This window comes from Kribbella catacumbae DSM 19601, assembly GCF_000372465.1.
GTDB lineage: Bacteria > Actinomycetota > Actinomycetes > Propionibacteriales > Kribbellaceae > Kribbella > Kribbella catacumbae.
Map to the genome: position 1 here is coordinate 102,586 of NZ_AQUZ01000013.1, position 12,050 is coordinate 114,635.

General features: G+C 64.9%; 14 protein-coding genes and 1 tRNA gene. 7 read left to right on the plus strand and 8 right to left on the minus strand.

Going from position 1 to position 12,050, the window contains the following annotated elements; all coding sequences use genetic code 11:
* Nucleotides 1-60: 60 nt before the first annotated feature.
* Together A3ES_RS0115940 and A3ES_RS0115945 are read left to right on the plus strand one after the other, a co-directional pair.
* Nucleotides 61-942, plus strand: coding sequence for a LysR family transcriptional regulator (locus tag A3ES_RS0115940; protein WP_026162909.1), 882 nt, complete (start codon nt 61-63; stop codon nt 940-942).
* Nucleotides 939-1,811: a serine hydrolase gene (locus A3ES_RS0115945; protein WP_020387837.1), complete on the plus strand. Its 873-nt coding sequence runs from the start codon at nt 939-941 to the stop codon at nt 1,809-1,811. The genes A3ES_RS0115940 and A3ES_RS0115945 overlap by 4 nt, the downstream gene beginning before the upstream one ends.
* Here the strand turns inward: A3ES_RS0115945 and A3ES_RS0115950 are convergent.
* A complete protein-coding gene (locus A3ES_RS0115950) occupies nt 1,808-2,197 on the minus strand; it encodes a RidA family protein (RefSeq protein ID WP_026162910.1) in 390 nt (129 codons plus the stop codon). The genes A3ES_RS0115945 and A3ES_RS0115950 overlap by 4 nt on opposite strands.
* A gap of 103 nt (nt 2,198-2,300) precedes the next feature.
* On the opposite strand from A3ES_RS0115950, the gene A3ES_RS0115955 reads away from it, so the two are divergent.
* On the plus strand, nt 2,301-3,176 hold the full coding sequence (locus A3ES_RS0115955) for a LysR family transcriptional regulator (protein WP_020387839.1): 876 nt from the start codon (nt 2,301-2,303) through the stop codon (nt 3,174-3,176).
* Here the strand turns inward: A3ES_RS0115955 and A3ES_RS0115960 are convergent.
* On the minus strand, nt 3,148-3,771 hold the full coding sequence (locus A3ES_RS0115960; RefSeq protein WP_020387840.1) for a flavin reductase family protein: 624 nt from the start codon (nt 3,769-3,771) through the stop codon (nt 3,148-3,150). The genes A3ES_RS0115955 and A3ES_RS0115960 overlap by 29 nt on opposite strands.
* A 65-nt stretch (nt 3,772-3,836) precedes the next feature.
* On the opposite strand from A3ES_RS0115960, the gene A3ES_RS0115965 reads away from it, so the two are divergent.
* Nucleotides 3,837-4,544 (plus strand): ArsR/SmtB family transcription factor, encoded by a 708-nt coding sequence (locus tag A3ES_RS0115965; protein WP_051084730.1) that lies wholly within the window; start codon nt 3,837-3,839, stop codon nt 4,542-4,544.
* Nucleotides 4,545-4,599: 55 nt separating this feature from the next.
* Complete coding sequence (locus A3ES_RS0115970; protein ID WP_020387842.1) at nt 4,600-4,839, plus strand: hypothetical protein; 240 nt, start codon at nt 4,600-4,602, stop codon at nt 4,837-4,839.
* A 322-nt stretch (nt 4,840-5,161) separates the two neighbouring features.
* On the opposite strand, the gene A3ES_RS0115975 is transcribed toward A3ES_RS0115970, so the two are convergent.
* The 3 genes from A3ES_RS0115975 to A3ES_RS0115985 are packed head-to-tail and all read right to left on the minus strand — an operon-like array spanning nt 5,162 to nt 6,803.
* On the minus strand, nt 5,162-5,824 hold the full coding sequence (locus A3ES_RS0115975) for an anti-sigma factor family protein (RefSeq protein WP_020387843.1): 663 nt from the start codon (nt 5,822-5,824) through the stop codon (nt 5,162-5,164).
* Entirely contained in the window at nt 5,821-6,330 is a 510-nt protein-coding gene (locus tag A3ES_RS0115980; protein ID WP_020387844.1) for a sigma-70 family RNA polymerase sigma factor, read from the minus strand. Before A3ES_RS0115980 ends, A3ES_RS0115975 begins: the two co-directional genes overlap by 4 nt.
* Nucleotides 6,331-6,380: 50 nt before the next feature.
* Nucleotides 6,381-6,803: a DoxX family protein gene (locus A3ES_RS0115985; protein ID WP_020387845.1), complete on the minus strand. Its 423-nt coding sequence runs from the start codon at nt 6,801-6,803 to the stop codon at nt 6,381-6,383.
* 219 nt (nt 6,804-7,022) lie between these two features.
* On the opposite strand from A3ES_RS0115985, the gene A3ES_RS0115990 reads away from it, so the two are divergent.
* Together A3ES_RS0115990 and A3ES_RS47335 are read left to right on the plus strand one after the other, a co-directional pair.
* A tRNA-Lys gene (locus A3ES_RS0115990) sits at nt 7,023-7,095 on the plus strand.
* 760 nt (nt 7,096-7,855) lie between these two features.
* A complete protein-coding gene (locus tag A3ES_RS47335; protein ID WP_020387847.1) occupies nt 7,856-8,140 on the plus strand; it encodes a helix-turn-helix domain-containing protein in 285 nt (94 codons plus the stop codon).
* 171 nt (nt 8,141-8,311) lie between these two features.
* Here the strand turns inward: A3ES_RS47335 and A3ES_RS52595 are convergent, their stop codons facing one another.
* From A3ES_RS52595 to A3ES_RS0116010, 3 genes are all read right to left on the minus strand, one after another.
* Nucleotides 8,312-9,925 (minus strand): thiol-activated cytolysin family protein, encoded by a 1,614-nt coding sequence (locus A3ES_RS52595; RefSeq protein ID WP_083933484.1) that lies wholly within the window; start codon nt 9,923-9,925, stop codon nt 8,312-8,314.
* Nucleotides 9,926-10,404: 479 nt separating this feature from the next.
* Nucleotides 10,405-11,829, minus strand: coding sequence for a helix-turn-helix domain-containing protein (locus A3ES_RS47340; RefSeq protein WP_020387848.1), 1,425 nt, complete (start codon nt 11,827-11,829; stop codon nt 10,405-10,407).
* A gap of 21 nt (nt 11,830-11,850) precedes the next feature.
* Entirely contained in the window at nt 11,851-12,042 is a 192-nt protein-coding gene (locus tag A3ES_RS0116010; protein ID WP_020387849.1) for a helix-turn-helix transcriptional regulator, read from the minus strand.
* Nucleotides 12,043-12,050: the final 8 nt, after the last annotated feature.

Sequence of the window (12,050 nt, forward strand, 5' to 3'; positions counted from 1 at the left end):
CGAATATGCTCTTACACATGTGGCGATCCCCTGGTGATATCGGTGCAGGTCAGCTGGGTCATGCTGACTGAGCGCTATCTGCAGATCTTTGTCACGCTGGCCGACGAGCAGCACTTCGGCGACGCGGCCCGGGTCATCGGCATCACCCAGCCGCCGCTCTCGCAAGGCCTCCGGCGGCTGGAGGCGATGGTCGGCGCCAAGCTGTTCGAGCGCGGCCTCGGGCGCGTCGAGCTCACCCCAGCCGGCGTCGCCCTGCTCCCCTACGCCCGTCGCGCCCTGAGCGCTATCGACGAGTTCCACGACGCCGCCATCGCCCAGGACCCCGACGGCCCGGAGATCCGCCTCGGGCTGGCGCCTGAGGTCCCTGCGTCCGTCGGCGCCGCAGTGGCCGCCGCCTGTGGTGAAGCTGTCCACGGCAGCCGGGTCACCGTCACCTCCGCACCGACCAGCTCCCTAGTCGGCCAGGTCTCCAGCGGCCGCCTCGGGTTGGCCGTAGTACTGCATCCGGCCGTACTGGACGGGCTCCAGGCGGGGCCGGTGACTCTCCTCAGGAGCTGGGCACTGGTGCCGACGTCCCTCCACCCCGACGACGGCCAGCCACTGCCTCTCCGCAAGCTCGACGGGCTTCCAGTAGCCGTGCGGCCGCGTGCGGAAGCTCCTGCGGCCAGAGACCTGTTCCTAGACACGCTGGGCCTCCATAGACCCGGCGGCGGCACAGTGGTCGTCACCGACGACAGAGCTGGCCTAGCCATGGCTGCTGCTGGGCAGGCGATCGTCGTGACTCCAGACGACTCATTGCAGGCCGCAGGCGTCGGCAGACATCGCCTGATAGACGACCCACTCCCAGTGCGCCTACGACTCGTCTGGCCTCAGCCCCGTACTCCGAACGCGCTCCCGCCCGAGGTCATGGCGCAGCTAACCGAAGCACTGGCGGAACCGTGAGCGCCCGCATCCGCGCGACCTTCGACGACGCCGGCGCCCGCGGCTGGCTCCACGCGGTCTCACTGGACCACCCGGACCAGACAGTCGCCCTGGACCCAGACGTCGTCGTACCGATCGCCTCTGTCTACAAGCTGCCGCTGCTGGCCGCCTTTTGCCACCTGATCGACACGCAGGAGCTCAACCCTCGCGAGCAGGTCACCCTGGCCCCGGAGGACCGCATCCCAGGCGCAACCGGGCTGTCGATCCTCCAAGACCCGGTCACGATGTCGCTCCGCGATCTGGCCGTGTCGATGATGACTGTGTCCGACAACGCCGCCGCGGACGCCTTGCTCAACAGGGTCGGTGTGGATCGCCTGGCCCAGCTACTGCAGTCGTTCGGCTTGGAGCACACGCGAGTACGCCGTGGGGCCGCGGGCAACCTCAGCGAGTTGCGGCGGCGTACAGGTACGAGCGACGTCGACGCTGCGTTCGCAGTACTGGCTGACAACGACCAGACGGATCCAGTAGGCATGTACGACGCTGCCGGGATGTCTGCGAGCTCCGCCAGAGACATGACCACGCTACTGGCGTCGCTGTGGTCTGGGCGGCTGCTGTCGGAGGAGCAGACGGCATTCGCCCAGAGGCTCATGCAGCAGCAGGTGTTCTCGCAACGACTCGCCTCGGGCTTCCCGTACGACGGCGTGCGCGTCGCGGGCAAGACCGGGACCTTTGGCGCATTGCGGCACGAGGTCGGGGTGGTTGTGATGCCCGGCGGCGACGCGTACGCCGTCGCTGTCTTCGCCCACGCCGCACGAGGCGACTACCGCCTCCCCCGCGTCGACGCCGCCATCGGCGAGGCGGCCCGCCTCGCCGTCGACCAACTGCGCTAGACGACCGCGTAGGCCTCGATCTCGATCAGGGCCTCGGGGCGGAACAGCGCGACCACCTGGACCGCAGTACTGGCGGGTGGGCTCGCGGTGTCGATGTATGCGTCCCGTGCGGCCCGGACCTCCGGCAGGAAAGCGATGTCGGTGACGTAGAAGTTGAGCTTCACCACGTCGGCGAAGGTCGCCCCGGCCGCGGCCAGGCAGCGCTCGAGATTGGCGAAGACCTGCCGCGCCTGCGCACCGGCGTCATCCACACCGACCAGGTTGCCATCGGCATCGAATGCGACCTGCCCAGCGATCGCGACCCACCGACCGGGCCCGGTCACGACATGGCTGTATCCGTTACCCGGAGCGACACCTTCAGGATTCAGGTGAGAGAGCTGACTCAAGACTTTCCTCCTCGGAATGAGCCTCCATCCTCACCCCCGGCCGGCCATCGCACCAGCGCATACTCCGCAGCCCTGCCATGCGTCACGGGTATACCTTGCGAGGATGGAACTGACTCCGCTGCGAGCCTTCCGCGAGGTCTGCCGCCTCGGCTCGATCAGCGCCGCCGCCGAGCACCTCGGCTATACGCAGTCGGCGGTCTCACGGCAACTCGCCGGGCTGGAGACGCAGCTCGGGCGGCCACTGCTCCGGCGGCACGCGCGCGGCGTCGAGCCGACCGCGGCTGGGGAGATCCTGGTCACCCACGCGATCGGCATCCTCGCCCAGGTCGACCGGGCCGTCGCCGATGTCGAATCCGCCGAGAGCTGGCCGGGGCCGCTGCGCGTGGGCGCGGTACCGACCGCGAGCGCGAAGCTGTTGCCGTCTGCGCTGGCTGCCTTCACCCTCGAGCGACCGAACGCTCGGGTGACCTTCACCGAAGACGTCACTCCGCATCTGATCCCCCGGCTGACCGATGGCACGATCGACCTCGCGGTGATCACCGACTATCCGCCTGGCCTCCCCGCCGCGGATGGGCTCACCGTGACCCACCTGCTCGACGACCAGCTCCACGTCGCGCTTCCGGCCGATCACCGGCTGGCCGACAGTCCGGTGATCGAGCTTGCCGAGCTTGCGAAGGACAGCTGGGTCGAGGACTACGCGGGCGCGGCCGCAGTACTGACGAGCGTTTGCGCCAAGGCCGGGTTCGCGCCACGGATCGACATCGAATGCGGCAGCTGGCTCGGCAAGCAGGCTTTCGTCGCCGCCGGGTACGGCGTGATGCTGGTCCCGGGGCTCGTCGTCCCCGCCCTACGCGCCGACCTCGTCGTCCGAGACCTGGCCGATCCGCCGACCCGAACCGTGTACGCCGCAACACGAACCGACGACGAACCATGCGGCGCGATCACCACGTTCATCGAAGCACTCCATCAGTCGACTTAGGAGTTTCAGTGCGAAAGCTCTCACCTAGTTGCGCACCGAGACCGAAGTAGTGGCGGAAGTTGTAGATCAACGGCGACCACCGCGCCGGATCGACGTACGAGGTCCCCGGTACGACGATGCGCGCGTCGGCGTGCACCCGGAGTACTCGCGCCTCGACGACGAAGAAGTTGCCACCAGCATCTAATCGGATGTCAGCGGCAACGGCCTCGAACTGCAATGGACATTCGGCGACGCGCGGTGGGCCGACCAGCTCGGACGGCACCGGAGTCAGCCCAGCCGCCTCGAACTTGGCCGGCTCGTAGCGGAACCGATCACCCTTGTGGTCCGGAACGGGGTGGCGACCGGTCAGCCCGGCGATGCGCTCGACGGCGGGCCAGAGATCCGGCGAGGGGAAGTTGATCACCAGCTCCGGCCGGTGCTGCAGGTTGTGCGCTGTCTGGCCGACCGCACCGAAGCCGAGTACCACGATGTCGCCGAGAGCCCAGGCGGACGACATTGGTGCGAGATTGAAGGTGCCGTCCTCGTTCTCCGTACTGACCAGCTCGACCGGCGTTCCGACGTACAGGATGGACGGTTCGATCGTCAGATGCGTCATGAAGCCGACCCTAGGAACGGGTTGATTAGGTGGGCGCCGAAGTGTCGGCGAGGCAAGATGTCGGTGTGAACACGTCGATGGAAGGCCACGAGCTGGCCGCGTGGGCCAAGATGCTGGCTGACGCCACCAGGGCGACGGTGTGCCTCGCGCTGCTCGACGGGCGCGCGTGGACAGCGACCGAACTCGCCAAGCGGGCTGGGGTTTCGCGGCCGACGATCAGCGAACATCTCAACCTGCTGGTCGATGGCGGACTGCTGACCGAGGTGCGACAGGGACGCCACCGGTACGTGAAACTCGCCGGCCCGGACACTGCCGAGTTGCTGGAAGACCTTGCTGCATTGGCTCCTCGCCGGACAGAAGACGTGACCAACCTGTCCGGCGCGTCGAAGCGGGGCGCGTTCGCCCGCGCTCGCACGTGTTACGACCACTTCGCCGGGCGGCTCGGAGTCGCACTGACGGATGCGATGACGGACCGTGGTCTGCTGGACTGGTCGAGTGGAGTCGCCCTCACCCCCGCAGGCGTCAATTGGCTCGATGAGCTTGGCGTTGTGGTCGAAGCGCGACGTGGGCGGCCCGCAGTACGGTCATGTCTTGATGTGACCGAGCGGCGGCCTCATCTGGCCGGCGCGACCGGCGCGGCTTTGTGCACACATGCTTTGCGGCAAGGGTGGGTGACGCGAATCCCTGGCGGGCGGGCGCTCAAGGTGACTGGTTCGATGGAAGGTTTCGGTCTGCCTGCGGGTGTGATGCTGGACCTACTCTCCAGATCGTGAGACCGGAACACGCCTTCGATCTGCAATTGTCGGTGAAACCGCCTAGCCTTCGGCCATGACTGAGTTCGAGCCCGACACCGAGCTGGTGTCTCGTCTCTCGTTGCCCAGCCACGTGATCGTCCGGGTGGACGAGCAGTGGCGGCGCGGCTGGTTGATCGGCCGCGAGCACGAGGAGACGGGATGGATCGGCGTGGTGCAGTACGAGGGCGACGACGGCATCGAGCGGACGGAACGCCTGCCGGCGGACCGGATCGCGCTGCCGGAGTCGGACCGACCGGCTGGGCGAGCGTCGTAGGTAACTAGGAGAGGAAGCACGAAGGCCCCCGGGAGCATCCGGGGGCTTTCGTCTGTAACGACGTCGGGGCGCCTCGAGCGACAGACGAGAACCCCGCTCCAGGCCCTTCGGGCGGTTGACCTGGAGCGGGATCCTCAGTGGCGTTACACAGGGTGTATCGTTCGTCACCCTCGTGGCGTTACAGATTTGCGGAAATTCCTCGGCCTATGCCCGGAATGCGGCAGCCCCAGCGCACATGGCTGAACGCCGGGGCCTAGATTGACCAGCCTCTCGAGCGACCAATCACTCATGCGTCACCGGTGCCCTTTCGCTCCGTGGTCAATCAAAAGCTGACGGCCAGCAGTACCCGGCCCGACTCGGCTCCCCGGATATCCAGGCCCTTGATCTGGTTGCGATGCAGCTTGGTCGTCGTGGCCGGCTTCACCGTCGTACCGGGTGCCGCCGTCCAGCTCGCCAGCAGTGTCGCCTTACCGGACTCGTCAGTCACGTAAAGCTCATAGCCGCGGGCCCGCTCGCTCGGCGTCGCCAGTTCCTCGTACCTGCAGCTGATCTCGATCGTCGTACCCCATGGCTCGTCCACCAGCCGAGCGTCGGCAGTCAGCTTGCTCGCCACCGTCTGCGCGAGCACCACGGTGTCGCTGGTCGGCTCCTCCTGCCCCAGAGTGCCGGACACGACCACACCAGCCACGGCTGCGGTGGCGGCGACACCCGCCACCACCGCAGCCAGCCGATATCGCTTGCGCCGCCGGTGGTGTTGCACAGTGCGCGCCAGGCCCGGCAGGAGGTTCGGCGGCGGAGCGGTGATCGTCGCCAGCGCCCGGTCCTCCGGCAGTACCGCCAGAGTCCCGGGTACGCCGGCCAGCGACGCCACCTCCGCCGAACAGTCCGGGCAGGTACGCAAGTGCTCCTCGTAGGCGCGCCGATCGCTCGCCGACAAGGCCCCGAGCAGGTACGCCGCGTCCCATTCCCGGTACGGGTCACTCATTCCTTCGTCACCCCCCTCTCCTGCAGCGCGAGCTTCAACGCCCGCAGCCCGTAGTGCAGCCGCGACTTCACCGTGCCGGCCGGGATGTCGAGTTCCTCGGCGATGTCGGTGACTGTGCGCCGGCCGTAGTACGCGCGCACGATCACCTGCCGATGATCATGCGACAACTGAGCCAGCGAGTCCGCCACCAACCACGCGTCCAGTACTGCGTTCGCATGGTCGGCGCTCGGCCTTTCCGGCAGCTCGTCGCTGGCCACCTCCCGGGTGACCCGGGCGCTGCGCCGGTCGTCGATGACGAGATTGCGCGCCACCGTGAACAGCCACGCCCGTGCACCCGCCTCGTCCTCGGTCAGGATCTGCGGGCGCCGCCACGCCCGAAGCAGGGTCTCCTGAACGACATCCTCGGCGAACCGGTCATCCCCGGTCAGCCGGACGACGAACCGCCACAACGAAGGCGCATGCACGTCGTGCAGCTCCCGCAGCAGCGCCGCGCGGTCGTCGGCCATCGGCACTCCTGTCGACTCGTTGGGGTGATCATCCTCCGGCTCCCCAGGGGTCACTCAGTCGCAGTTGCCAACTGCCGCGCCTCCTGCTGCTTGAACACCGGCAGCCGCTCCAGCGCCCAGGCCCCAGAACCGAGGAACGCGATCAACAGGAACGCGAACGAGAACAACGCCGCCTTCTCCCCACCGTTCTGCACCGGCAACAACGCGTCGGCCTGGTGCACCGTGAAATAGGCGTAGGCCATCGACCCCGAGCACAGCAGAGCGGCGTACCGGGTCCCGAACCCGAGCATCACGAACGCCCCACCGACAAACTGAATCGCCGCAGCCCACCAACCAGGCCACGCCAGCGCCTCTGGCTGCTTCGCCCCCAACACCCCGAACAACGCGGCGGCCCCATGGGTGGCGAACAGAAACCCCACCACAATCCTGAAAACGGCCAGTACCTGATCCTGCCAGCGCTCCAACACACTCATCACTTGCTCCTCACGGTGAACGGGACGGGTTCACGCACCACCACCGCTGGTCGGCCGGCGGCGATGCCCTCACCCCCGAAGAACGACCCACCACCCCATCCGGTTCAACCACCCGTGACCTTTCCATCACCCTCCGAAACCACCCGACGCACTGGTCTACCCCCAACCCATTCGCGCCCCACCCCCGTCACCTGACAGACTGTCCCCAGCACACACCCAGGGCCTCTAGCTCAATTGGCAGAGCAGCGGACTTTTAATCCGCGGGTTGTCGGTTCGAGTCCGACGGGGCCTACAAAACCGCAGGTCAGAGCATCGACCTGCGGTTTCGCGTCTCTCCGGCCCATGGTTTACCCCATGGTTTTGCCTTGTGACCTGAGGATTCGGTCCGGCACCTTGCTGCCCAGCCACCATGGCCGGCGGCACTCTTGAACGTGAGCCTTGGGCATCCAGCCGGCCATACCGGGCGAACTTCGCCGCCAGTAGATGCCGTGTTGGACGATCGATCCGTCAGACCAAGTCGGCACCGTCACCACATGGCCGCCATCGCCCATGTCCGTATTCAGCACCCACCCATCCCCCGCAGGCCGAACCTGGGTCAAAAGCGGCTCCTCAACTAGCGCAAGCCAATGCACTACGCCGTACTGCCAGTCCGGTGCGTATTCGGCCGCATGGTCGCCGCTCACCGATGACACTCCAGATCGTCGCGTCCACTCGATGCCACGAGCACAGGCCAGCCGCGAGCATCCAGCACCGCTACCCGTAGAGGCGGTGGCGGGCTAAGAGCCAGTTGAACAGCCCGGAGCTTCTCGGCCGGCGCTCGCGTCGAGCTGAGGATTTGCCGGATCTCATCCCGCAGAAAGCACGCCTCGCATCGGATCGCATGGTCCAGGTGCTCGGGATCAGGTCTGTCCATGGTGCGCCCCCGTTCGGCCATTTCACTTTGTGTCGATTTTTCAGACACTGAGTGAGATTATCCTACTTGGCGTTTACAGAGGATTGCTCTAGGCGACTTGAGGTACATCACGTCGTGTTCTTCGCCATGACGTCAGCCGATGCCAGCGGGCAAGATCGGCAACGTGAAGCCGGAAGAGATGGACGCGCTGATTGCGGGCAACGTGCGCGCAGCTCGCGCCAGAACCCGACTACGCCAAGAAGACCTAGCCGACGAGATGGGCTGGCCGCGCGCCACAGTCACCAACCTCGAATCCGGCACCCGCCGCGTCACCCTGGCAGAAGCCGTACAGCTCTGCGCCGCCCTGAACCTCAGCCTCCGCGAACTCCTCCACGGCGCCCCACAAGACGTGTTCGATTCACTGGGCTTCCCGGAGGCCCAGTGACGTCGCCTCAGACATCGCCTTGGGGCGGAGACGAGGGGATTCCACCCCTATCTCCGGCCCTGCGAAGGCGGTTGCGCTAACCCCCTTGTCGGGTGCCGTGCCGGGCACCATACGACTTTGCCGAGCCCCTGGTAGCGAACCCCAACTGCTTTTGCCCGACTCATGAGTTGGTCAAGCGAGATAAATTCTTGCGCTGGCGGGCTCGCCACGGTACACGTGAATCGTCGCGCCGAACTGCTTCCTTGGGTCTCCATTGCTGGGATCGTTGTCATTTATACCCAGGACGAGTCGCTCAACTGCGGTGGATCCACTGTTCCCCGACCAGTAATCACCTACTTTGAACGGGTCATTGTCACCGAAACGCGCGGTGAGGCAATGCACATTTTCGCCGGGGAGCGGCCAGTCAGCCGGCGCGAGCCAACCGGACCACCCGTTCGGACCCGTATCTGGACCCAGGAATACTCCGGAAGATGTTCGACCCGAACCGATAATCTCAACTTTGTCACCTGGGGCGACGAGTATCTCCGTAGCAACGGTGCCACCATTCACCCCATCCCAGACCGGTATCGGTAGCGTTGTGTGGTAATCGGGCAGAGTGGCACTGACGGGCTCAACGTAGTCAGCAAACATTCCTATCGCTGCTACGTCATTGTCAAGCAAATAGTTTGCCGAGAAGCTTATAGGCTCACCAGGGTTGTCGACCGAGACTTTCAACCCCTCGTTGATTAATCTCGGCAGATCTTCTGCTGGATTCAGAAGCTCGAACGGCGCCCCCATCGACATCACGCCGGTGGCATAGAACCTCACTTCAGACCTCTCTAGGATCTCTTTCGCTCGCCCTTCGAAGGCGGCCTTCCCGCCGGCCACGACAGCTCCCCATCCGCCTTCGAGAGCCAACTTTAGTTCTTGTCGAGAAGTATCTGCCTTGACAGTGATGTACATAGCGCGGCCGACGTCGACCTTCGAGACATAGAGCGGCGGCCCACCATTCACCGGTTCGGTGAAAGGTGCGAGATCGCCGCCCTTGACTTTTCCTGTGAATAATCCGCCCGGCGGCGGAGAGTCTGGCGTGAAGGTGACTGAGTAGAAGACTTGACGCAACCAGAACATCAGGGTAGTCGAGTCGAGATTGACGTCGGCGGAAGCATCAAGCTTGACGTTGTAAGTCGCGGCGCGGACGTCAACTCCGAGCTTGAGAAATGTCTCTCGGATTGTGTGTACACGCTCAAAGTCTGCCGCGACCTGTCCAGATGAGCCGTCTGGATCGACTGCGTGAAGGATCTCGCGCACCGCCTCGTTGGCGCTGGCTGAGGAGGGCCTTTCAAGATGCCGATACTGACGCACCGGCCCGGCCGCCTTGTTTTTTGGCTTGAAGTTCGTCGTGATTTCAAGAGTTCCGGGCGCGCGTTCAGCGATTGGTATTTCGGCCGTGGTTCCCCTAGTCAAAGGACCAGCTTGCAGCAACTGACCTGGCCATACTCGCGTGGCAGTATCCTGTAGATAGGAAAGCGAGAGAAGGTTATTGAACTTATTCCATCTCTGCTCGGTGACTACCCAAGATAGTCCGCCTCGCGTCACGGATCGCTGCGTTGTGCCTAACGGAATGTCTTGAGAGGAGCGGGGCGCAAAGCGCCCCGCATCAACAACCACATCGAACACGGTCCGCGCATTCGCACTAGCTGCGCTTTCCCCATGCTGGCGAATGAAGGGATTGGCTTCATGCTGAGCTCGGAGCGCGGCAAGCGCTGCTTCATTCAATACCGTCGTACGCATTACGCCCGCCATTGCTCCCCCTTGACTCGCAGGTTGGTCTACGATTTAGAGTTACATAGGCCTGATTGGTCGGCAAGCGTCGACGACTCGCATATTTGGATTAAGCGATTGATTTTCAGAGCAAGCGTTTATTTCACTTGCGCCTTTAAAGAAGGCTCCGTCTAGTCCGAAGGTAGACGTGCGCGGGCGTGCATGGGTCCGGCTGGGCGTCAGGGCTGGCCGGTGCCAGGTCTTGCCGCTTCCGCTTGGTATGAGAGTCCTTCCAACTTCACACCGGATCGTCCGGGGCGCGGGATTCGGCCGACAAGGCACGCCCCGGAACAATCCCCGCCCACCGCTTCGGAGGCCTGCCCCCAAATCCGTAAGTGGTCGAGCAAGAAGATCGGAGAGTTGGACCTCTTCCACAGTCCAGCCCTCACAAGCTTCTGCTGGCCATGGGGGTGCCGACTTCGTTGCTGCGCGTTTTGAGCTACGACCGCCGGATTGCTGACCTACTCGGTAGTCTTGAAGACGGCTTCCAACGCACTCGCAGCGCTCGGGTTCTTTGCCTTCCGCCCCATATAGACGTCCTGGGTCATCGACGGTCGCGCGTGGCCGAGCTGGTCCGCGATTTGGCGGGCACTTTGGCCGGCGTCGTCCAACATCGTTGCCGTGGTCTTGCGGAACACATGCGACGTCAGCCACGAGAACGCGTCTGCCTCGCTCGGCTCGGCCGCCGCGTCGACCATGGCCAGGGCTGCCGCACGCTCCGCCCCACGTTGGCGGTAAAGGTCCAGCAGGGCGACGGCATCTTCACGGCTGAGCTTCAGCCGGGCTCGCTCAATCAGCGAGATCCGAGAATCAGCCCAGCCCAGCCGTCGCGAAGTCTCCTTCTGAGTAAACCCCGCCTGCCGCCGCGCGTCTCGGAGATGAGTGCCGAGGTTCTGGCGCACCTGACCGCCGACCGGCGAACGGGCCATCCGGAGATCGCGACTGACGTTGGAGGGGTCACGGAATCCGCCGGCCGAATCGGCGAACACCGGTCCGTCCATCCGTATCGCCGGCGCCGCTCTGTTGCGCAGCATTGAGACGCACCAGGACGGCGCCATCAGCACCCGCTCGCCTGCACTGGACTTCGTGCCCGTACGGATCAGCCCTTGACCGGTCGCACGGATGATCTGGTGCGTGATCTCGACTTCCCCGCTGTACAGGTCGACCTGCGACCACAGCAAGCCCAGCGACTCCCCGATCCGGACGCCGGTGGCGAGTAGAAACATCGTCAGGTCTGGCAGATCAGCACGTACGGCGTCTTCGTCTTCGCGAATGTGCGTGAACCAGGCTTCCCGTTCCGCCTCGGTCAGCGACCGCGGCTTCTTCTTCGGCAAGCCCTCGATTCGCTCGACATCTCGGACGGGGTTGGAGACCAACGCGCCGTAACGAACTGCTAGCCCGAGGACACCGGAGATGATGCTCCGGCAACTCCGAGCGGTAGACTGCCCGACCTCATCCCGGATCGCGCCTACCACCTTGTCCACAAGGGGTGTCGTCATTTCTCCTAGGCGGAGCTCCCCAAGAGCGGGAAGCACAGTCCGGTCCAGGTGACACCTGTAGGTGTCCAGGCTCCCGGCCGACCGCCGGCCTTCCTTCACCATCTGCCGGAACTTCTTGAGCCAGAGGTCCGCCGCGAGAGCGAACTTGTCCGACCCCTTGAGCTTGCTACCGCGGCCGGCACTGGTTCGTTCTAGAAGCTTGGTTTTCAGGTTGCTTTCAGCGGCGGTCGCGCTTCGCCCGTTGGCCTCTACCTGACGGGTCCGGCCGTCGAAGTCGCGGAAGTACGTCGCTGCACGATAGCCATCGGCCTTGCCCTTCTCGTTGGTGTGAGTGACGTAGGTGCGGATCTTGCCCCACGTGCCCAGCTCAAGCGGCTTTCTCGCCATTTCTGCAGGTCCCCTCTGCCGTCAGGAAGCGATCTTCTGAGCGTCGAACCATGCGGCGACGTCTTGCGGGTCGTACTTGATGTGCTTGCCCAGGCGGACGCCTTGCGGGCCATAGCCGGCAGTCCGCCAGTTGTAGAGCGTCTTCACTGGGATACCGAGGTATCGAGCAACGTCAGCCACGCTCCAGCGGGGCTCGGTGTTCGTCGACATCATGTGGCCTT

Bases quoted from the DNA above. Each gene is read 5' to 3' on its own strand.
- A3ES_RS47340 (WP_020387848.1), bottom strand. From the start codon at position 11,829: ATGGCGAGAAAGCCGCTTGAGCTGGGCACGTGGGGCAAGATCCGCACC.
- A3ES_RS0115960 (WP_020387840.1), bottom strand. From the start codon at position 3,771: ATGACGCATCTGACGATCGAACCGTCCATCCTGTACGTCGGAACGCCG.
- A3ES_RS47335 (WP_020387847.1), top strand. From the start codon at position 7,856: ATGCCAGCGGGCAAGATCGGCAACGTGAAGCCGGAAGAGATGGACGCG.
- A3ES_RS0115975 (WP_020387843.1), bottom strand. From the start codon at position 5,824: ATGAGTGACCCGTACCGGGAATGGGACGCGGCGTACCTGCTCGGGGCC.
- A3ES_RS0115980 (WP_020387844.1), bottom strand. From the start codon at position 6,330: ATGGCCGACGACCGCGCGGCGCTGCTGCGGGAGCTGCACGACGTGCAT.
- A3ES_RS0115970 (WP_020387842.1), top strand. From the start codon at position 4,600: ATGACTGAGTTCGAGCCCGACACCGAGCTGGTGTCTCGTCTCTCGTTG.
- A3ES_RS52595 (WP_083933484.1), bottom strand. From the start codon at position 9,925: ATGGCGGGCGTAATGCGTACGACGGTATTGAATGAAGCAGCGCTTGCC.
- A3ES_RS0115955 (WP_020387839.1), top strand. From the start codon at position 2,301: ATGGAACTGACTCCGCTGCGAGCCTTCCGCGAGGTCTGCCGCCTCGGC.
- A3ES_RS0115985 (WP_020387845.1), bottom strand. From the start codon at position 6,803: ATGAGTGTGTTGGAGCGCTGGCAGGATCAGGTACTGGCCGTTTTCAGG.
- A3ES_RS0115940 (WP_026162909.1), top strand. From the start codon at position 61: ATGCTGACTGAGCGCTATCTGCAGATCTTTGTCACGCTGGCCGACGAG.
- A3ES_RS0116010 (WP_020387849.1), bottom strand. From the start codon at position 12,042: ATGATGTCGACGAACACCGAGCCCCGCTGGAGCGTGGCTGACGTTGCT.